The 20,410-nt window shown below is 67.6% G+C and carries 18 protein-coding genes; 12 read left to right on the top strand and 6 right to left on the bottom strand.

Translation table 11 applies throughout. From position 1 onward, the window contains the following. Positions 1-113: 113 nt before the first annotated feature. The 3 genes from A6B37_RS22405 to ccsB all read left to right on the top strand — a co-directional run bounded on the left by A6B37_RS22405 (position 114) and on the right by ccsB (position 4,366). Positions 114-815 carry a c-type cytochrome gene (locus tag A6B37_RS22405; protein ID WP_102775367.1) on the top strand — a complete coding sequence of 234 codons (702 nt, stop codon included), beginning with the start codon at positions 114-116 and terminating at the stop codon, positions 813-815. 117 nt (positions 816-932) lie between these two features. Then, positions 933-3,011: a cytochrome c biogenesis protein ResB gene (locus A6B37_RS22400; protein ID WP_181391043.1), complete on the top strand. Its 2,079-nt coding sequence runs from the start codon at positions 933-935 to the stop codon at positions 3,009-3,011. 8 nt (positions 3,012-3,019) lie between these two features. Further along, entirely contained in the window at positions 3,020-4,366 is a 1,347-nt protein-coding gene (gene ccsB, locus A6B37_RS22395; protein WP_168202286.1) for a c-type cytochrome biogenesis protein CcsB, read from the top strand. A 111-nt stretch (positions 4,367-4,477) separates the two neighbouring features. Here ccsB and lysA read toward each other — a convergent pair whose 3' ends face one another. Continuing rightward, positions 4,478-5,767, bottom strand: a complete 1,290-nt coding sequence (gene lysA / locus A6B37_RS22390) for a diaminopimelate decarboxylase (RefSeq protein WP_102775054.1) — start codon at positions 5,765-5,767, stop codon at positions 4,478-4,480. Beyond that, on the bottom strand, positions 5,764-5,922 hold the full coding sequence (locus tag A6B37_RS22385; protein WP_280638477.1) for a lipoprotein: 159 nt from the start codon (positions 5,920-5,922) through the stop codon (positions 5,764-5,766). Before A6B37_RS22385 ends, lysA begins: the two co-directional genes overlap by 4 nt. 55 nt (positions 5,923-5,977) lie before the next feature. On the opposite strand from A6B37_RS22385, the gene cyaY reads away from it, so the two are divergent. Beyond that, the gene (gene cyaY, locus A6B37_RS22380) at positions 5,978-6,307 is read left to right on the top strand and encodes an iron donor protein CyaY (RefSeq protein WP_043541608.1); all 330 of its coding nucleotides are present in this window, start codon (positions 5,978-5,980) and stop codon (positions 6,305-6,307) included. A 174-nt stretch (positions 6,308-6,481) separates the two neighbouring features. On the opposite strand, the gene A6B37_RS22375 is transcribed toward cyaY, so the two are convergent. Beyond that, positions 6,482-8,929 carry a PBP1A family penicillin-binding protein gene (locus A6B37_RS22375; RefSeq protein WP_102775056.1) on the bottom strand — a complete coding sequence of 816 codons (2,448 nt, stop codon included), beginning with the start codon at positions 8,927-8,929 and terminating at the stop codon, positions 6,482-6,484. 258 nt (positions 8,930-9,187) lie between these two features. Here A6B37_RS22375 and A6B37_RS22370 point away from each other — a divergent pair, with 258 nt between their 5' ends. The 3 genes from A6B37_RS22370 to A6B37_RS22360 are packed head-to-tail and all read left to right on the top strand — an operon-like array spanning position 9,188 to position 11,909. Further along, positions 9,188-9,685 (top strand): shikimate kinase, encoded by a 498-nt coding sequence (locus tag A6B37_RS22370; protein ID WP_246842543.1) that lies wholly within the window; start codon positions 9,188-9,190, stop codon positions 9,683-9,685. Beyond that, positions 9,682-10,758 carry a 3-dehydroquinate synthase gene (gene aroB / locus A6B37_RS22365; protein WP_102775057.1) on the top strand — a complete coding sequence of 359 codons (1,077 nt, stop codon included), beginning with the start codon at positions 9,682-9,684 and terminating at the stop codon, positions 10,756-10,758. Before A6B37_RS22370 ends, aroB begins: the two co-directional genes overlap by 4 nt. Positions 10,759-10,781: 23 nt before the next feature. Beyond that, on the top strand, positions 10,782-11,909 hold the full coding sequence (locus A6B37_RS22360) for a deoxyguanosinetriphosphate triphosphohydrolase (RefSeq protein WP_102775370.1): 1,128 nt from the start codon (positions 10,782-10,784) through the stop codon (positions 11,907-11,909). A gap of 7 nt (positions 11,910-11,916) precedes the next feature. Here A6B37_RS22360 and A6B37_RS22355 read toward each other — a convergent pair whose 3' ends face one another. Then, entirely contained in the window at positions 11,917-12,579 is a 663-nt protein-coding gene (locus tag A6B37_RS22355; protein WP_111826948.1) for a glutathione S-transferase family protein, read from the bottom strand. Positions 12,580-12,609: 30 nt separating this feature from the next. Further along, entirely contained in the window at positions 12,610-15,471 is a 2,862-nt protein-coding gene (gene uvrA, locus A6B37_RS22350; RefSeq protein ID WP_102775059.1) for an excinuclease ABC subunit UvrA, read from the bottom strand. A 178-nt stretch (positions 15,472-15,649) separates the two neighbouring features. On the opposite strand from uvrA, the gene A6B37_RS22345 reads away from it, so the two are divergent. The 5 genes from A6B37_RS22345 to A6B37_RS22325 all read left to right on the top strand — a co-directional run bounded on the left by A6B37_RS22345 (position 15,650) and on the right by A6B37_RS22325 (position 19,310). Further along, positions 15,650-16,834 (top strand): MFS transporter, encoded by a 1,185-nt coding sequence (locus A6B37_RS22345; RefSeq protein WP_111826947.1) that lies wholly within the window; start codon positions 15,650-15,652, stop codon positions 16,832-16,834. A 283-nt stretch (positions 16,835-17,117) separates the two neighbouring features. After that, positions 17,118-17,630 carry a single-stranded DNA-binding protein gene (gene ssb / locus A6B37_RS22340; protein WP_102775061.1) on the top strand — a complete coding sequence of 171 codons (513 nt, stop codon included), beginning with the start codon at positions 17,118-17,120 and terminating at the stop codon, positions 17,628-17,630. A 275-nt stretch (positions 17,631-17,905) separates the two neighbouring features. Next, positions 17,906-18,211, top strand: coding sequence for a DUF4148 domain-containing protein (locus A6B37_RS22335; RefSeq protein WP_111826946.1), 306 nt, complete (start codon positions 17,906-17,908; stop codon positions 18,209-18,211). 82 nt (positions 18,212-18,293) lie between these two features. Continuing rightward, the gene (locus tag A6B37_RS22330) at positions 18,294-18,599 is read left to right on the top strand and encodes a DUF4148 domain-containing protein (protein WP_102775062.1); all 306 of its coding nucleotides are present in this window, start codon (positions 18,294-18,296) and stop codon (positions 18,597-18,599) included. A gap of 126 nt (positions 18,600-18,725) precedes the next feature. After that, positions 18,726-19,310, top strand: a complete 585-nt coding sequence (locus A6B37_RS22325) for a TetR/AcrR family transcriptional regulator (protein WP_102775063.1) — start codon at positions 18,726-18,728, stop codon at positions 19,308-19,310. A 169-nt stretch (positions 19,311-19,479) separates the two neighbouring features. On the opposite strand, the gene A6B37_RS22320 is transcribed toward A6B37_RS22325, so the two are convergent. Continuing rightward, complete coding sequence (locus tag A6B37_RS22320) at positions 19,480-20,340, bottom strand: cysteine hydrolase (protein WP_102775371.1); 861 nt, start codon at positions 20,338-20,340, stop codon at positions 19,480-19,482. Positions 20,341-20,410 lie beyond the last annotated feature (70 nt).

Genomic DNA, 20,410 nt, shown 5'->3' with positions numbered 1-20,410 from the left:
AGTGGTCCCCGTGCGCGGAGCCGTCTTTTTTGGCTCGATACGGTATATCCGGGTGTGCGGGTAGGCGTGGGCGCCTTTTTGCGCCTTGATCGATGCGATTCGTCGAGGTCTTCATGAAGCGTGTGCTGTCCCGGATGTTGGTTGCGAGCGGGCTGTTGCTCGGCGCCTCCGCCTTATCTACTACGAGTTTCGCCGCCGAAGGCGCTGCGGGCCCGGCCAAACCAGATGCCGCCAAGGGCGGGCAGCTGTTCGAGCAGGGGGACGCCGCCAGAGGCATCATTTCCTGCGCGTCCTGTCATGGCGCGGCCGGCAACAGCACCATCCCGGCGAACCCCAACCTGGCCGCGCAGCCGCACGAATACCTCGCCAAGCAACTGGCCGACTTCCAGGTCAAGTCCGGCGCCAAGGTGCCCACGCGCAACGGCCCCGAGGGCAATCCCACCCCGATGACGGCCATGGCGCAGAACCTGACGCCGGCCGACATGCAGAACATCGCGCTCTACCTGGCGCAGCAGCCGCTCAAGGAGCCGGCCACCGCCGGTCATGAGAACCTGGTTGATCTGGGTCAAAGAATCTGGCGCGGCGGTTTGCCCGAACGCAACGTTCCGGCGTGCGCGGCGTGCCATTCTGCCAATGGCGCGGGCATGCCCGCCCAATACCCCCGTCTGTCGGGCCAGTTCCCGATGTATATCGAAGCGCAGCTGAAGCTGTTCCGCAGCGGCGATCGCAAGAACGACATCATGTTCGCCATTGCCGATCGCATGTCGGATGCCGATATCAAGGCGGTCTCGGACTACGCAGCCGGTCTGCGATAGGCGCTTGCCCGCAACGCGCGCGGCTGGTCCGCGCCCTGCAACCGAGCGTGACGGAACCTGAGTCCGCCGCGCGCTGTCTATGAGGGGGGTAGCCGATAGCGCGGCCCCCCTTTTTTCATGAATTCAGCCCGTACACATACCCGTCCCTCCCTGCGCACCCTGCCCGGCGATTTCTTCGAATTGCTGGGCTCGATGCGTTTTGCCGTCAGCCTGCTGATGTTCATCTGCGTGGCGAGCCTGGTGGGAACGGTGCTGCAGCAGAACCGCGCGTCCAGCAATTACATCGACCAGTTCGGCCCGTTCTGGTTCGAAGTGTTCGACAAGTTCTCGATCTGGCACGTCTACAACAGCTGGTGGTTCCTGCTGATCATGGCGTTCCTGGTCGTGTCGACCTCGGTCTGCCTGATCCGCAACGCGCCCAAGATGCTGCGCGACGCGCGTTCGTTTCGCGAGCACGTGCGCGTCGGCAGCCTGCGCGCCTTCCCCCACCGGGTGGAAACGGACGCCGCCACCGACGTGCCGCAGACCGCGGCCGGCCTGAAGAAGCTGCTGGGCGGGCTGGGATACGCGGTGCGCGAACGCCAGGACCAGGACGGCGTGCTGCTGGCGGCCAAGAAGGGCAGCGCCAACCGGCTGGGCTATGTGTTCGCGCACTCGGCGCTGGTCATCATCTGCATCGGCGGGCTGCTCGACAGCGAACTGCCGGTGCGGCTGCAGGTCATGTTCGGCGGCAAAAAGCCCATCGTCGAGAACATGCTGATCTCCGAGGTGCCCGAAAGCGGGCGCCTGTCGGTGAACAACCCGAGCTTTCGCGCCAGCGTGCTGGTGCCCGAGGGCAGCCAGGCCAGCACCGCGGTCGTGATGGTGGGCGACGGCGCCCTGGTGCAGCCCATGCCGTTCTCGCTCAGGCTCAAGAAGTTCGTGGTCGATTACTACTCGACCGGCATGCCCAGCCGCTTCGCGAGCGAGGTGGAGGTGACCGATCCCGACACCGGCAAGACCTTCGATTCCACCATCGAGGTCAACGAGCCGCTGCGCTTCAAGGGCATGACGGTCTACCAGTCCAGCTTCGACGACGGCGGCAGCACGGTGGTGCTGAAGGGCTACCCGCTGGTCGGTGCCGAGGCCACGCCTTTCGCGGTGGACGGCACCGTGGGCAAGAAATCCGAAGTAACCGCTCACACAGCGTCTGGCCCGCGCAGCATGGGCATCGAGATCACGGCCCTGCGGCCAATCAACGTCGAGGACCTGACCGGCGGCACGCCCAAGGGCGCGAACCAGAGCTTCGCCGAGCATGTGGCTTCGGTCTCGGGCAGCGCCGCCGGCAAGAAGAACGAAAACCTGCGCAACGTCGGTCCCAGCGTCGAATACAAGCTGATCGACGACGCCGGCCAGGCCCACGAATTCCAGAATTACATGCTGCCGGTCGAACTGGACGGCGCTTCGGTGTTCCTGGCCGGGGTGCGCAACAACGCCTCCGAGCCGTTCCGCTACCTGCGCATCCCCGCCGACGCCGACAGTTCCATCGGCGAATTCATGCGCCTGCGCGCCACGCTGGCCGATCCGGCCGCCCGCAAGGAGGCGGCGCGCCGCTTCGCCGAGCGCAACAGCCCGTCGGGCACGGATCGCCAGCCGCTGCAGACGGCCGCCGAACGCGCGCTGGACACCTTCGCCTCGGGCGGCCTGCAGGCCGTGGCGGCGTTCCTGCAGGCCAACACGCCGGCCCAGGACCTGGAGCGGGCCGCCGACGTGGTGATACGGCTGATCGGCGCCAGCATGAACGAGCTGCGCGCCGTCGAGCGCGAGCGCGCCGGCCTGCCGCCGGTGGCGGCTTCCGGCCCTGACGCCGAACAGGCCGCGGTCTGGTCGCGCCTGGCGGTGGCGGCGCTGTCGGACCTGACTGTTTATCCAGCGCCGGTGTTCCTGTCGCTGGCGGACTTCCAGCACGTGCAGGCCAGCGTGTTCCAGGTCAGCCGCACCCCCGGCAAGAACACGGTGTACCTGGGCAGCCTGCTGCTGGTGCTGGGCGTGTTCGCGATGTTCTATATTCGTGATCGCCGCATCTGGATTTGGATCAAGCCGCAAGACGGCGGCAGCAGCGTGCTGGCGGCCATGACGTCCCAGAAGCGTACACTGGACTTCAACCAGGAGTTCGAACGCTTCAAGCAGGCGCTGTTGCGCCACAAGAGGTCTTAAGGTTCCCTATGTCCACGACGACCACCACCCATTCCACGCCGCCGGACCTGCTCTGGCAGGACCAGCTGTCCGAAACCGGCGACAGCCGCGCGCGGCGCGGCCGGCCCGACTGGACCGACATCGTCTTCTTCCTGCTGCTGTCGGCGGGGGCGGCCTTCGCGCTGACCCGCTACAGCGGCGCGATGGACTACTACGAGAAGATCATCCTGTGCGGCACGGTGCCGGTGCTGGCCTGGATGGGCTGGCTGTGGCGTCCGCTGCGCCGGCTGATGGTGGCCTGTGCCATCGCCGCCGGGCTGGCCCTGATGCTGTACGGCAACGACCTGGCCCGCGCCGAGCAGGTGTTCTTCCTGAAATACCTGTTCTCTTCGCAATCCGCCATTCTGTGGATGTGCGCGCTGTTCGCGCTGGCCACGGTGTGCTACTGGATCGGGGTGTTCAGCCCCACCGCCGCCTGGCTCGGCACGGCCCTGACCTGGGGCGCGGTGTTCGCCGGCGTGACCGGCCTGCTGGTGCGCTGGCGCGAGGGTCACCTGATGGGCCCGGACCTGGGCCACATCCCGGTCAGCAACCTGTACGAAGTCTTCGTGCTGTTCGCGCTGATCACGGCGCTGTTCTACCTGTATTACGAACGCAAGTACGCCACGCGCGCGCTGGGCGGCTTCGTGCTGCTGGTGGTGACCTCGGCCGCCGTGTTCCTGCTGTGGTATTCGTTCACGCGCGACGCCGGGCAGATCCAGCCGCTGGTGCCGGCCTTGAAGAGCTGGTGGATGAAGCTGCACGTGCCGGCCAACTTCATCGGCTACGGCACGTTCTCGCTGGCCGCCATGGTGGGCTTCGCCTACCTGGTCAAGCAGCACGGGCAGACCACGTCCTGGGCCAAGCTGGCGCCGCTGTTCGTGCTGGGCGTGCTGCTGGCGGCCGAGCCCATGGTGTTCCGCACCGATGGCCTGTCGGCCACCTGGATGCTGTATTTCGGCGTGGGCGCGGTGATCGTGGGCGCCATCCTGCTGGGCCGCCGCCGCATCGCCGCGGTGCTGCCGTCGCTGGAGGTGCTGGACGACATCATGTATCGCGCCATCGCCATCGGCTTCGCGTTCTTCACCGTCGCCACCATCCTGGGCGCGCTGTGGGCGGCCGACGCCTGGGGCGCATACTGGCAGTGGGACCCCAAGGAGACCTGGGCGCTGATCGTCTGGCTCAACTACGCGGCCTGGCTGCACATGCGCCTGATCAAGGGCCTGCGCGGCACCATGGCGGCCTACTGGGCGCTGATGGGGCTGCTGATCACCGGGTTCGCGTTCCTGGGGGTGAACATGTTCTTGTCGGGGCTGCACTCGTACGGGGAGCTTTGACGGGTGCCGGCATTTGCGCCTGCCACGAAAATCGGCGGCTTGCGCCGCCTGATGGGTTCCGCGCGGTGAACGTTGGGGTTCTTGCTTAAGGACTCTGGCGCTGCACCCATCCTACAGCGTCGATTCCCCGCGTAGCAGGTCGTCCAGCGTTTCGCGCCGGCGCACCACGTAGTACTGGTCGCCGTCGACCATGACCTCGGCCGCGCGCGGGCGGGTGTTGTAGTTGCTGGCCATGGCCATGCTGTAGGCGCCGGCGGATTCCACCGCCAGCAGGTCGCCGGCCTCGATCGCGAGCTTGCGCTGCCTGGCCAGCCAGTCGGCGCTTTCGCAGACCGGGCCCACGATGTCGTAGAGGGTTGCTTCGCCGGCGCGCGGATGCACCGGGCGCACGCCGTGGAAGGCGTCGTACAGCGCCGGACGCAGCAGGTCGTTCATGGCGGCGTCGACGATGGCGAAATTGCGCGCCTCGGCATGCTTCAGGTATTGCACCGTCGTCAGCAGCACGCCGGCGTTGCCGACCAGCGAGCGGCCGGGCTCCAGCACCAGGTGCAGATGGCCCAGGCCGCGGGCCTGCAGGCGTTCGAAGACGGGGTCGAGCAGGGCGCGCGGCGAGGGCGGGGTTTCATCCGCGTAGCGGATGCCCAGCCCGCCGCCCAGGTCCAGGTGCCGGATCGCGATGCCGGCCTGCGCCAGCCGGTCGATCAGGTCCAGCAGCTTGTCCAGCGCGTCCAGGTAGGGGCCGATCTCGGTCAGCTGCGAGCCGATATGGCAGTCCACGCCCACGATTTCCAGCGCGGGCAGCGCCTGCGCGCTGCGATACACCGCCAGCGCCGATTCGATGGCGATGCCGAACTTGTTTTCTTTCAGGCCGGTGGAGATGTACGGGTGGGTCTGCGCGTCCACGTCGGGATTGACCCGCAGCGAAACCGGCGCGCGCGCGCCCATGTCCTGGGCGACCTGCGACAGCAGGCGCAGCTCGGCCTCGGATTCGACATTGAAGCACTTGACCCCGGCCGCCAGCGCGTCGCGCATCTCCCAGGCCTGCTTGCCCACGCCCGAAAACACGATGCGGGCCGGATCGGCGCCGACCGCCAGGGCGCGCTTGAGCTCGCCGCCCGAGACGATGTCGAAGCCCGCGCCCAGGCGCGCGAATTCCTTGAGCACGGCCAGGTTGGAATTGGCCTTCATGCCGTAGCAGACCAGCACCGGGCGCTGCCCGACGGCGCTGTGGTAGGCCTGCCAGGCGGCCTTGAGCGCGGCGCGCGAATAAACGTACAACGGGGTGCCCAGCCGCTCGGCCAGGTGATCCAGCGGCACGTCCTCGGCGTAGAGGACGTTGTTGCGGAACTGGAAGTACGGATGGCCCGCCAGTTCCGGTTGCGCTGGAAACCGGGCGGTCATAGCACGGGGGGCGCCGGCGGGATCGGCACCGAGGGTTGCGGCTGGGAGTCGCGCGGCGGCTTGCCGTCGGGAGTCGGCATGTACAACGGCCCCTTGTACCCGCAGGCCGCCAGCATGCCGGTCGTCACGAGCGTGGCTACAATGCGAAGAGCCATGCGGCTGAATGCCAATTGGAACACTGGGAACTCCGTAATTCTTGCAGGCTCGATTATGACCGAAACCGAATTTCTTGCGTTGATCGACCAGGTGCTGGACAGCATCGAAAGCCAGGCCGATGACTGGGCGGCTTCGCTCGACGTCGATGTCGAAACCAGCCGCAGCGGCAATGTGCTGACCATGGTTTTCGAGGACAACACCCACGTCGTGGTGAACAGCCAGGCCGCCATGCAGGAGCTGTGGGTCGCCGCGCGCAGCGGCGGCTTCCACTACCGTTACGACGGCCTGCACTGGAACGATACCCGAGGCGGGCCGCAATTGCCGGATGCTTTGTCGCAAATCTGTTCCGCGGCTGCCGGCGTGCCGGTGACGATACGGCTGTAGGCGGGTAATCCCTGCGCGGCGGGGGCGGCTGGCGCCGCCCGATGGGTTCCGCGCGTTCGACGGTCGAGTTTTTGCGTAGACGGTCTCGCGCTGCACCCATCCTACGGGCACAGATCTTGTGGTCCATCCTTTAAAAAAAACCGGCCCCTCGGGCCGGTTTTTGCATTTGCGCGATCAGAACTGGATCTGTTGCGACCAGGGGGCGGGCTTCTGGGAGCCGACGCCCGGCGCGACCTTGATGCGGGTGTCCTCGTTGGTGCTGCCGTTCAGGCCGTTGAGGAACTCGCCCAGCGTGTCGGCCTCGGGCAGGCCCAGGCGCGCGACGGCCTGGCCCGGCGGGAATTCGGAGAAATAGAACTCGCCGTTTTCCACCAGCAGGCCATCGGGGCGGGGGCGCGGCTTCTCTTCGGGCACGCCCTTGAGCACGTCCTGCATGTAGTCGACCCAGATCGGCATGGCCACGCCGCCGCCGGTTTCGCGCGAGCCCAGCGACTTGGGCTGGTCGAAGCCCAGCCACGCGGTGGCGACCAGCGAGGGGGTGTAGCCCGAGAACCAGGCGTCCACGGATTCGTTGGTGGTGCCGGTCTTGCCGGCGATGTCGCTGCGCTTGAGCAGCGCGCGGGCGCGGGCGGCGGTGCCGTAGGTGGCCACGCCGCGCAGGATGTCGTCCATGACCCAGGCGGTGCGCGGGTCGATGGCGCGGGCCTGCTCGTCGCCGGCCACGACCGGCTTGGCCTGCATGATGACCTTGCCGCTGCTGTCGGTGACGCGGTCGATCAGGTAGGGCGTGACGCGGTAGCCGCCGTTGGCGAACACCGAGAACGCGCCGGCCAGCTGCAGCGGCGTGACCGAGCCCGCGCCCAGGGCCAGGGGCAGCACGGCCGGCTGGCGGGCCTTGTCGAAGCCGAAGCGGGTCAGGTAGTCCTGCGCGTATTGCGGGCCGATGGCCTGCAGGATACGGATCGACACCATGTTCTTGGATTTGTACAGGCCCTGGCGCAGGGTCAGCATGGGCTCGTACTGGTTGCCGTAGTTCTTCGGGTTCCAGGCCTTGGAGCCGGTCTGCTCGGCGGTCAGCATGAAGGGCTGGTCGGAGATCTGCGTGCCCGGGGTCAGGCCGCGCTCCAGCGAGGCGGCGTAGATGAACGGCTTGATGTTCGAGCCGGGCTGGCGCCAGGCCTGGGTCACGCGGTTGAAGTTGCCGCGGTAGAAATCGAAGCCGCCCACCATGGCGCGGATGGCGCCGTCCTGCGGCGCCAGCGCCACGAAGGCCGCCTGCACCGAAGGCAGGTTGATGATTTCCCAGTTGTCGCCGAACTTGCGGATATAGACCACCGAGCCGCGCTTGATGCGCTGCTCGGGCTTGGCCTTGTCGTTGAGCGCGCGCGCCACCACGCCCAGCACCTTCTTGTCGGTGACCGTGATGATCTCGCGCGAGCTGCGCGCCAGTTTCACTTCGGTGGGGCTGGCCGACAGCACCACCGCGGTCAGCAGGTCGCCGCTGTCGCTGAACTTGTCGAACACGCCGTCCAGGAAATCGTCCAGCGCCTGCGGGTTGTTTTCGACGCCGGCCGGCAGTTCGAGCTGCTCTTCGGGACCGGGGTAGGGCGCGCGGCGGGTGTATTGCAGCACGCCTTCGCGCACGGCGCGGTAGGCGGCTTCCTGGTCCTTGGAGTGCACCGTGGTGTAGATATTGATGCCGCGCGAATAAACGTTGTCCTGGTACACGTTGTACAGCAGCTGGCGCGCCAGCTCGGCCACGTATTCGCCATGGATGGAATAGCCGCCGGCCGGCGTGCCTTCGGCCGACTTCATGACGATGGGCTGGGCCAGGGCCTGCTTGTATTCAGGCTCGGTCAGGTAGCCCAGCGAATGCATGCGGCTCAGCACGTAGCGCTGGCGCAGTTCGGCGCGGGGGCGGTTGGCGATCGGGTTGAAGCGCGAAGGCGCCTTGGGGATGCCGGCCAGCATGGCGGCCTCGGCCGGGGTCACCTCGGACAGGGGCTTGCCGAAATAGGTGCGCGAGGCGGCGGCGAAGCCGTAGGCGCGGTGGCCCAGGTAGATCTGGTTCATGTAGAGCTCCAGGATCTGGTCCTTGCTGAGCTCGGATTCGATCTTGAAGGTCAGCAGCAGCTCGTAGAACTTGCGCGAGTAGGTCTTTTCCGACGTCAGGTAGAAGTTGCGCGCCACCTGCATGGTGATGGTGCTGGCGCCCTGCGTCTTCGACATGTTGATCAGGTTGGTCAGGCCCGCGCGCACCACGCCGGCCCAGTCGATGCCGCCGTGCTGGTAGAAGCGGTCGTCCTCGGCGGCCAGCACCGCGGATTTCATGACGTCGGGAATCTCGTTGAAGCGCAGCACGTTGCGGCGCTCTTCGCCGAATTCGCCGATCAGCACCTTGTCCGCCGTGTAGACGCGCAGCGGCACCCGCGGGCGATAGTCCGTCATGGCGTGCAGGTCGGGCAGGTTGGGCCAGGCCAGCGCCAGCGCCATTCCCGCCAGCAGCACGCCGCACAGGAACAGGCCGGCACAGAAGATGCCGGTCTTGACGAAGAATCGCAGTATCGGGGAGCCGCTCTTGGAGGGCTTGTCTTTCTTGGAGGAATTCTGGGGCTTGCTCATCGCGGCGATTTTACGGGTATCTCCGGTCGGGGCTTAGCGCGGGGGACCGGTTTCTGTAACAAGATTGTGCAGTGTGGTGCGCGGGCAACTTGCGGGCAATGTGATAATGCCGGCATGAACGTTTCCGCTATCTCATGTCCGGAGGCTGCCCCGGACCCGGCGTCCCCCGGCGAGACGCCCGAAAATCCGCCTTGTGCCGCGGAGTGCGCAGGCGCGACCGCGTCGCTGCCGCACGATCTGCCCGTCTTCCTGGTGGGCATGATGGGCGCGGGCAAGACCACCATCGGCCGTGGCCTGGCGCGTGCGCTGGGGCGCGAGTTTGTGGATCTGGATCATGAGCTCGAGGCGCGTTGCGGCGTGCGGGTGCCGGTAATCTTCGAAATCGAAGGCGAAGCCGGTTTCCGTCGCCGGGAAGCTGCCGCCTTGGAAGAGTGTACCCAACGGCGCAACATTATTCTCGCCACCGGCGGCGGCGCCATCCTGGCGGCGGAAAACCGCCAGCGCCTGCACGAGCGCGGCATCGTGGTCTATCTGCGGGCCAGCGTGGACGAACTGTTCCGCCGCACCTGCCGCGACCGCAACCGTCCGCTGCTGGCCACCGCCGACCCGCGCGGCACCCTGCGCGAGCTGATGACGCTGCGCGAACCCCTTTACAAAGAAGTGGCCGACATGGTCGTGGAAACCGGCACCATGCCCGTCCACACCCTGGTCAAGGCCCTGCTGCCCCAACTGCAAGCCTTCGAGAAGCGCATATGAACGTAGTCGACGTCGAAACCCCGGGCGGGAGCTATCCCATCCATATCGGCCCGGGCCGCCTGGACGCCCTGGACCAGTGCATTCCGGCCGACGCCACCGCCATCGCCGTGGTGACCAATCCCACCGTGGCCGCCCTGTACGGCGAGCGCGCCGAAGCCGCGCTGGCCCGCAGCGGCAAGCGGGTGCTGCGCATCGAGCTGCCCGACGGCGAGGCCTACAAGGACTGGCAGTCGCTGAACCTGATCTTCGACGCGCTGCTGGCGCAGCGCCTGGACCGGCGCTGCGTGCTGGTGGCGCTGGGCGGCGGCGTGATCGGCGACATGACCGGCTTTGCCGCCGCGGTCTACATGCGCGGCGTGCGCTTCCTGCAGGTGCCCACGACGCTGCTGGCCCAGGTGGACTCCTCGGTCGGCGGCAAGACCGCCGTCAACCATCCGCTGGGCAAGAACATGATCGGCGCCTTCTACCAGCCGATCGCCGTCGAGATCGACACCGACGTGCTGGGCACGCTGCCGGCGCGCGAGGTATCGGCGGGCCTGGCCGAAGTCATCAAGTACGGGCTGATCCTGGACGCCGGCTTCTGGGCCTGGTGCGAGGAAAACGTGCAGAAGCTGCGCGCGCTGGACCCGGACGCCATCGCCTACGCCATCCGCCGCTCCTGCGAGCTGAAGGCGCAGGTGGTGGGCAAGGACGAACGCGAATCCGGGCTGCGCGCCATCCTGAACCTGGGCCACACCTTCGGCCACGCCATCGAATCGGGGCTGGGCTACGGCGCCTGGCTGCACGGCGAGGCGGTGGGCTGCGGCATGGTGCAGGCCGCCGAGCTTTCCGCCGACGTGGCCGGGTTCGACCGCGACGACGTGGCCCGCGTGCGCGCCCTGGTGGCCGCCATCGGCTGCCCGGCCGTGGCGCCGGACCTGGGCGCGGACCGGTGGCTGGAACTCATGCAGGTGGACAAGAAAACCGAGGGCGGCTCGATCCGCTACGTGCTCATGAACCGCATCGGCGCGGCCGTCATCCAGGCGGCGCCCGACGATGCCGTGCGCGCCGTGCTGGCCCGCACCACCCAATAACCGCGAGGAGGGCGGTGTTGCAGATGAAAGAACTGGCTTCCTATGCATCCCACCCGTCTCAATCGCGCGGACGGACCTATGCCGAGCCGCCGCCGGAAAACCGAACCGAATTCCAGCGCGACCGCGACCGCATCGTGCATTCGGGCGCTTTCCGGCGCCTGGAGTACAAGACCCAGGTCTTCGTCAACCACGAAGGCGACCTGTTCCGCACCCGGCTGACGCACAGCCTGGAAGTCGCGCAGATCGCGCGCACCCTGGCCCGCAGCCTGGGCCTGTCGGAAGACCTGACCGAAGCCATCTCGCTGGCCCACGACCTGGGCCATACGCCTTTCGGCCATGCCGGCCAGGACGAGCTGAACGCCTGCATGCGCGAACTGGCGCCCGAGGCCGGCGGCTTCGAGCACAACCTGCAGAGCCTGCGCGTGGTGGACGAGCTGGAGGAACGCTATGCGGACTTCAACGGCCTGAACCTGTGCTTCGAAACGCGCGAGGGCATCTTGAAGCATTGCTCGGCGGCTCACGCGCGCCAGCTGGGCGAAGTGGGCGAGCGCTTTCTCAACCGCACCCAGCCCTCGCTGGAAGCGCAGCTGGCCAATCTGGCCGACGAGATCGCCTACAACAACCACGACATCGACGACGGCCTGCGTTCCGGCCTGATCACGCTGGAGCAGCTGCAGGAGGTGTCGATCTTCGAGCGCCACCACGCCCACGTGCTGCTGCGCTATCCCGGCCTGGCGCCGCGCCGCGCGGTGGCCGAAACCATACGGCGGATGATCAACACGCTGATCGTCGACCTGACGCGCACCTCGCTGGCGCGCATCCGCGAATACGCGCCAGCCAGCGCCGACGACGTGCGCCGCGCCCCGCCGCTGGCGAGCTTTTCCGAAGAAATCCGGCGCGAGGCCGATCAGCTGAAGAAATTCCTGTTCGACAACCTGTACCGCCACTACCGCGTGCTGCGCATGACCACCAAGGCGCGCCGCATCGTGCGCGAACTGTTCGTCGCCTTCCTGGAAGATCCGCGCCTGCTGCCGCCCGACTACCGCCGCCCGGCGCCGGACCAGCAGCCCCGCGCCATCGCCGACTACATCGCCGGCATGACGGATCGCTACGCGATCCGGGAGCACCGGCGTTTGTTCGAAATGTCGTGACGGCGTATCACCGGTGCTTGCGGTACGGCTCGTCCTCGGGCACGAAGGTGGCTTCGGCGCGGGCTTCCTGCATCCACGACTGCATGGCGGGCAGGGCCAGCACGGCGTCCATGTAGTCGCGCACCGGGCCGGCGGCTGCGATGCCGTAGGTGGTGAAGCGCGACACCACGGGCGCGAAAAAGGCGTCGGCGATGGAGAACGCGCCGAACAGGAACGGCCCGCCACGGCCGAATTCGGCGCGGGTGTCCTGCCAGAGGGCCTGCACGCGGGCGATGTCCTGGCGCGCGGCCTCGGGCAGGTCGATGCCGGGCAGATGGGCTTCGATGTTCATCGGCAGCGCCTGGCGCAGCGCGCCGAAGCCGCTGTGCATCTGGGCGGACAGCGAGCGCGCCCGCGCGCGGGCGCGCGCGTCCTGCGGCCACAGCTGCGCCTCGGGATGGCGTTCCGCCGCGTACTCGCAGATGGCCAGCGAATCCCAGACCGCGAAGTCGCCGTCCAGCAGCACGGGCACCAGGCCCGCCGGCGTGAGCGCGCCCAGGCGTTGCGCGAACGCCTCGGAGAACAAGGCGAGCTTCTGCTCTTCGAAGGGGATGCCGGCGGCGCGCAGCGCGATCCACGGCCGCATGGACCAGGAAGAGTAGTTCTTGTTGGCGATGATCAGGGTGTACATGCCGCGGGTCCCCTTATGGGTTGAGAGTGGTCACGATTGTTGCGCGGTGCGGCGCAGCAGCTTGCCCAGGTACTGGCCGGTGTGGCTGGCCTCGGTGGCGGCGACCTCCTCGGGCGTGCCCTGGGCGACCACGCGGCCGCCGCCGTCGCCGCCCTCGGGGCCCATGTCGACGATCCAGTCGGCCGTCTTGATGACGTCCAGGTTGTGCTCGATGATGAGCACCGTGTTGCCGCTGTCGACCAGCTGGTTCAGCACCTGCAAAAGTAGCTCGATATCGCGGAAATGCAAGCCCGTGGTGGGCTCGTCCAGGATGTACAGCGTGCGGCCGGTGCTGCGGCGCGACAGTTCTTGCGACAGCTTCACGCGCTGCGCCTCGCCGCCGGACAGGGTGGTGGCGCTCTGGCCCAGCCGGATGTAGGACAGGCCCACGTCGATCAGCGTGTGCAGCTTGCGCGCGATGGCCGGCACGGACTCGAAGTATTCGAGCGCCTGCTCCACCGTCAGGTCCAGCACCTCGCTGATGTTGCGGCCGCGGTAGCGGATCTCCAGCGTCTCGCGGTTGTAGCGCTTGCCGTGGCAGACGTCGCAGGGCACGTACATGTCCGGCAGGAAGTGCATCTCTACCTTGACCACGCCGTCGCCCTGGCAGGCCTCGCAGCGCCCGCCCTTGACGTTGAAGCTGAAGCGCCCCGGATCGTAGCCGCGGGTGCGCGCCTCGGGCACGCCGGCGAAAAGCTCGCGGATGGGCGTGAACAGGCCCGTGTAGGTGGCCGGGTTGCTGCGCGGCGTGCGCCCGATGGGGCTCTGGTCCACGCTGATGATCTTGTCGAAATTCTCCAGCCCCTGCATCGAGGCGTAGGGGGCGGGCTCGCTTTGCGCGTGGTGCAGCTGGCGCGAGACGGCGACGGCCAGCGTGTCGTTGACCAGGGTGGACTTGCCCGATCCGGAAACCCCGGTCACGCAGACCAGGCGGCCCGCCGGGATGCGCAGGTCCACGTTCTTCAGGTTGTTGCCGGTGGCGCCCGACAGCACCAGCCAGGGCTGGTCGTCGCCGACCGGGCGGCGCTCGGGAATCGCGATGGCGCGCGCGCCGCTGAGGTACTGGCCGGTCAGCGAGGCCGGGTCGCGCTGCACCGTGTCGGGGTCGCCCTGGGCCACCACTTCGCCGCCGTGCTCGCCGGCGCCCGGGCCCATGTCCACGACCCAGTCGGCCATGCGGATCATGTCCTCGTCGTGCTCGACCACGATGACGCTGTTGCCGAGGTCGCGCAGGTGCTGCAGGGTGCCGATGAGGCGGTCGTTGTCGCGCTGGTGCAGGCCGATGGAGGGCTCGTCCAGCACGTACATCACGCCGGTCAGGCCCGAGCCGATCTGGCTGGCCAGGCGGATGCGCTGCGCCTCGCCGCCCGAGATGGTGTCGGCGCTGCGGTCCAGCGACAGGTAGTTCAGGCCCACGTTGTTCAGAAAGCTCAGGCGCGCCTCGATCTCGCGCACGATGCGCTGCGCGATCTCCTGCTTGGCGCCGGTCAGGCTGAGCGCGCGGAACCACGCCAGGCAGGTCGACAGCGGCATGGCCTCGACCTCGTAGATGGCCTGGCCGTGGCGCTCGCCGCCGCGCGGGTCCTGGCCGATCAGCACGTTGCGCGCCTCGGGGCGCAGGCGCGAGCCGGCGCAGTCCGGGCAGGTCTTGATGTTGCGGTACTTGCCCAGCTCCTCGCGCACGGTGGCCGAATCGGTCTCGCGCCAGCGGCGTTCCAGGTTCGGGATCACGCCCTCGAACGTGTGGCGCTTGACCGTGCTGCGGCCTTTCTCGTTGAGGTAGAGAAACGAGATTTCCTCGTCGCCCGAGCCGTACAGCACCTTGTCGCGCAGCGCCTCGGGCAGCTCCTCGAAGGGCGTTTCGATGTCGAATTCGTAGTGCGCCGCCAGGCTGGTCAAAAGCGAGTGCGTGAACGCGTTGCGGCGGTCCCAGCCACGGATGGCGCCGGCGGCCAGGCTCAGTTCGGGGAAGGCGACCACGCGCTTGGGGTCGAAGAAGCCGACCTGGCCGATGCCGTCGCAACTGGGGCAGGCGCCCATGGGATTGTTGAAGCTGAACAGGCGCGGCTCCAGCTCGGGCAGGCTGTGGCTGCAAACCGGGCAGGCGTAGCGGCTGGAGAAGACCTGTTCGCGCCCGCCGTCCATGTCCAGCGCCAGCGCGCGGCCGTCGGCCAGCTGCAGGGCGGTCTCGAAGCTCTCGGCCAGGCGCTGCTTGCTTTCGGGCCGGATGCGCAGGCGGTCGATGACGACGTCGATATCGTGCTTCTCGGTCTTCTTCAGCGGCGCCATGCCGTCGATTTCCATCATCTGGCCGTCGACGCGCAGGCGCACATAGCCCTGCGCCTGCAGGCTGGCGCATTCGTCCTCGAAACTGCCTTTCTTGCCGCGTGCGATCGGCGCCAGCACCGCCAGCCGGGTCTCGGGCGCCCAGGCCAGCGCCGCGTCCACCATCTGGCTGACGCTTTGCGCCTGCAGCGGCAGGCCGTGGTCCGGGCAATAGGGCGTGCCGACCCGCGCGTACAGCAGGCGCAGGTAGTCGTGGATTTCGGTGATGGTGCCGACGGTGGAGCGGGGGTTGTGCCCGGCGGCCTTCTGCTCGATCGAGATGGCCGGCGACAACCCCTCGATCAGGTCCACGTCCGGCTTGTCCATCAGCTGCAGGAACTGGCGGGCGTAGGCGGACAGGCTCTCCACGTAGCGCCGCTGGCCCTCGGCGTACAGGGTGTCGAACGCCAGGGAAGACTTGCCCGAGCCGGACAAGCCGGTCACGACCACCAGTTTGTGGCGCGGCAGGTCCAGCGAGACGTTCTTGAGATTGTGGGTGCGGGCACCCCGAATGCGTATCGCGTCCATCGGGCTCTTAAGCGGTTTCAAAGGCCAACTTGGTACTATAGCGCGCCGGCCCCCCTCGCGTTCCGGGCAGTCCTCCCGCCCTCGCAGGCCCCGGGGCCGGCGCCGCACCGCCAAATCAGACCGTGAGCGTATGACTCCCACGCGCGCGCATAGCCCCAGTCATTGTTGAAATTTCCGCATGCCGGCAGATAAAAAACTGAAATTGACCCCGTCCGAGCGCCGCGCCAGCGTGGCGCTGGCGGGCCTGTTCGCCGCGCGGATGCTGGGCTTGTTCCTGTTGCTGCCCGTGTTCGCCGTGGCCGCCAGCGGCATGCCGGGCGGCGACGACCCGGCCCGCGTCGGCCTGGCGCTGGGCATGTACGGCCTGACCCAGGCGTTCATGCAGATCCCGTTCGGCCTGGCGTCCGACCGCTGGGGGCGGCGTCCGGTGGTCCTGTTCGGCCTGCTGCTGTTCGTGATCGGCAGCGTCGTCTGCGCGCAGGCCCCGGACGTCTACTGGATCACCATCGGCCGCGCCATCCAGGGCGCCGGCGCGATCTCCGCGGCGGTCACCGCCTGGCTGGCGGACGCCACCCGCGACGAGGTGCGCACGCGCGCCATGGCCATGGTGGGCGGGTCGATCGGCCTGTCCTTCGCCGTGTCGCTGGTGCTCTCGCCCGTGCTGGTGGGCTGGTGGGGCCTGTCGGGCCTGTTCTGGACCATCGCCTGCCTGGGCGTCGTCTGTGTGGCCGTGGCGCGCTTCGTCGTGCCGGTGGTGCCGCGCACGCAGGCCCGCAGCATGCAGGCGGCCAGGCCGCGCGAGGTCCTGACCCACCGCGACCTGTTGCGCCTGAACTTCGGCGTGTTCGTGCTGCACCTGATCCAGGTGTCGCTGTTCGTGGTGGTGCCGGCGCTGCTGGCCAAGGTGGGTGGACTGGACGCGCGCGACCTGTGGAAGGTCTATCTGCCGGTGATCCTGGTGTCCTTCGTGCTGATGGTGCCGGTGGTGTTCGTCGCCGAAAAACGCCGCGCCCACCGCGGCGCGCTGCGCGCGTCGGTGGCGGGGCTGATCGTGGTGTGCGCGCTGCTGCCGGCCGCCAGTCACGGCTTCTATACCCTGGCGATCGCGCTGACGGGCTTTTTCGTGGCGTTCAACGTGCTGGAGGCCCTGCAGCCCTCGCTGGTGTCGCGCGTGGCGCCGCAGGCCTACAAGGGCCTGGCGCTGGGCTTCTACAACACCGCCCAGGCCGCGGGCCTGTTCGCCGGCGGCGCGCTGGGCGGCTGGCTGGCCGCGCATTCCGGGGCCAGCGCGGTGTTCATCGCCGCGGCCGTGCTGTCGGCGCTGTGGCTGGCGGTCACCTGGGCGCTGCGGCCCCTGGCGTAAACCCTGGTGGGCGGCAAAGTCACGGATCTCGCGCCGAACGGCGTCCAACAGCGGGCAAATCCCGAAGCAACGGGGACGGTTTTGTCACTATTTCCGTTTGGCGCGCCGGACTCTTTTCGTCGATAATACATACCAATCCAAGGGCTTCACCCGGCGTCGCCGGTCATCGTAATGATGACCGGCGTGTTTCATGAAGCCGGTCTTCAACATCGCTTTTATGTTGTTGCCGGCGCGTCCGCGGCAACGCACAGGCGCAGGCTGTCAACAACAGAGGGACAACGGCATGGCATCGGTTAACAAAGTCATACTCGTGGGCAATCTGGGACGCGACCCGGAAGTCCGCTACAGCCCCGACGGGGCGGCAATCTGCAATATGTCCATTGCCACCACCTCCACCTGGAAAGACAAGGCTTCCGGCGAGCGCCGCGAAGAAACGGAATGGCACCGCGTGGTCATGTACAACCGCCTGGCCGAAATCGCCGGCGAATACCTGAAAAAAGGCCGCTCGGTCTACATCGAAGGCCGCCTCAAGACCCGCAAGTGGCAGGACAAGGAAACCGGCGCTGACCGCTACAGCACCGAAATCGTCGCCGACCAGATGCAGATGCTGGGCGGACGCGACGACAGCAGCGGCGGCGGCGCCAGCTACGGCGGTGGCGGCGGCTTCGACGAGGCCCCGCGCCAGCAGCGCGCCCCGGCGCAACGCCCGGCGCCCCAGCAGCGCCCGGCCCCCGCGGCGGCCCCGGCCAGCAGCGGCGCCAACCTGGCGGACATGGACGACGATATTCCGTTCTAAGCCGGGTGAATTCACGGCGGGTACAGGCCCGCGTCCCCTTGGGGGCGCGGGCTTTTTGTTTGTTGGCGGGGGCGTGAAATATTCAGTTTCACAAAACCGCTGGCGCTATCTACCTAGTAGTAGATAAGATTCATCCATCGACGCAGCACACCAACCGAATCCGCCGCCGTCGAAACCAGAAATACAGTAGTCCGTCTTTTTTATTTACCCAGTTATCTACCTATAAGTAGATAGTTTGTTTGAACAGCAACACCATCCTTATCCGGAGATTGACCATGAAGACCCTCGTATCCGCCCTGATCCTGTCCGCTTCCTTCATCGGCGCCGCCCAGGCCGGCGAACTGGACTATCCGCCCGCCCTGAACACGGAAAGCACGCTGACGCGCGCCCAGGTGCAGCAGGAGCTGGCCGCCGCCCGCGCCAATGGCGAGCTCGCGTTCGGCGAAGAAGGCTATGCCGCCACGACTTACGCCGCCCGCGCCGACAAGACCCGCGCCCAGGTGCAGCAGGAACTGGCCGCCGCCCGCGCGCAAGGCCTGACCGACAGCGCCGAACTGGCCTACCCGCCGGTGCAGGGCTGAGTTTTTTCCCCAGTCATCTATCTATACATAGATAGCGTCATTCACACCGCTATCGCCGTACCGATCCATTAGGAGCCCGACCATGAAGACCCTCGTATCCGCCTTGATCCTGTCCGCTTCCTTCATCGGCGCCGCCCATGCCGGCGAGCTGGACTATCCCCCGCCGCTGAACACCGAAAGCACACTGACGCGCGCCCAGGTGCAGCAGGAATTGGCCGCCGCCCGCGCCGCCGGCCAGCTGGAGTTCGGCGAAGAAGGCTATGCCGCCACGACTTACGCCGCCAGCGCCGACAAGACCCGCGCCCAGGTGCAGCAGGAACTGGCTGCCGCCCGCGCCCATGGCCTGACCGACAGCGGCGAGCTGGACTATCCGCCCGTGCAAGGCTGAGCGTGATGCCGACGCATGCGGGCCCCGGGAAGCGGTAATCTTCCGGCCGGGGCCCGCGCGGGCGTTACCGCGGCGTAATCCGCCGCATCGATGACGAATCGACCTATTAGTAGGTAATATTCAGCCATGGACACTCCGACCCCCAGCACCACTCGCGAACTGCTACTGGCCCACGCCGAGAAGCTGATTCGCACGCGCGGATGCAACGGCTTCAGTTACCGCGACCTGGCCGAGCACGTGGGCGTGAAGACGTCCAGCATCCACTATTACTTTCCGGGCAAGGACGACCTGCTGTACGAAGCCGTCGAAGCCTACAGCGCGCGCGCGCTCGGCGCCGTGCGCAGCATCGACACCGCGCAGCCCGCGCGGGCGCAGCTCGACCAATACCTGTCGCTGATGGAATCGCGTTCCTGCGGTTCGGGCGAACTGTGCCTGGGCGGCATGCTGGCCGCCGAGGTCAATTCCCTGCCGGAACGGGTGCGCGGCGCCTTGCAGGGTTTCTTCCGGGCGCACGAAGCCTGGCTGGCGCGCGTGCTGGCCGAAGGCGCGGCGCAAGGCACGATGAAGTTTTCCGGCACCCCCGAGGCGGCCGGCCGCGCGGTATTCGCCACGGTGCAGGGCTGCATCCTGGTGTCGCGCCTGTTTCAGCAGCCCGCCGCCCTGTGCGAGGCGATCGGCGCGCTGTACGTGCAATGCGAGGGCGCGGTCTAGTTTGTGGCGCCCGATGGGTTGCGCGCGCTTGCCGGTTGGTTTCTCATTCCGAATGTCTCGCGCTACACCCATCCTACGGTGGTGAGACCGTAGGATGGGTGTAGCGCGAGATTTTCTGAGCAAAAACTCATATTTCGAACGCGCGCAACCCATCGGCGCCGCCCACCCCCTACTCCACAAGCAGGGCGCGCGCCATGTCGACGCTGGTGCGCTGCTGCACGCCCAGGTCCCGCATGCGCTGCTGGAACGCCGCCTGCGCGTCGGCGAAGCCGGCCACGGGGCTCATGCAGTCGGTCAACAGCACCAGCCGCGACAGCTCGCGGCCGGGCAGGTGCTCGGCCAGGTGTTCGACGGTGGCCTTGACGCAGTGGCTGCCGGCTTCGCCGGCGACCAGGATGATCTCGGCGCGGTCCAGCGCGTCGAGCAGGCCGCGGTTGAGCTGGCTGCGGGGATCGTCAGCGTCGGGCACTTCGGCCATCAGCGCGCTGTAGTGCTCGGTCCAGGGATTCACGCCCTTGGGGACCTTGCGCACGATGAACTGGCGCTCGTCTTCCCAGCGGCTGTAGGCGGCGCGCACGTCCGCATGCACGTTGTGGCCCCACGTGCCGATCTCGCAGTGCACGGGCCAGACCATCAGCGTGTAGCGGCCGCGCGCCTCCAGTTCGTCCAGGTAGGACAGGGTGCGCGGCAGGTCGTCGGCATGGCGCGGGCGGAACGCGCCGGCGCGCACCTGGGCCGCGGTGATCGGCGTGAACGGCGCCACCGGCTGGCCGTCGCCGGTGCACCAGAACGTCGGGTGGGCGATATCGAGCCGGTGGTGGGAATCCAGCGTGACGGTGATGGCGGTCAGGGCGGGGGCGGCGGCGTCGATGAAGCGCGCCAGCCGCAGCATGTCCTGGTGCGCGCCGGCGACCGGCAGGGCCGGCGCAAGCGCGGCGCCCGTCAGCGGATCGGTGGGCAGGTAGGCGGGAGGCAGGTCGCAGAAGTCGTTCTGCGGGTCGATGATCAATAGATGGCAGGAGCGCGGCATGACGACGTTCGGTAGGGGCGAACCGAAAATATAGAACGGGACGGCCATGGCAATCTAGAAAAGTACCAGA

Origin of the sequence: Achromobacter sp. HZ01 (assembly GCF_003267925.1) — a bacterium.
Classification (GTDB): Bacteria; Pseudomonadota; Gammaproteobacteria; order Burkholderiales; family Burkholderiaceae_B; genus Achromobacter; species Achromobacter pulmonis_A.
The sequence above is the reverse complement of the archived record's forward strand: the minus strand, read 5'-3'. Positions and strand labels throughout refer to the sequence as shown.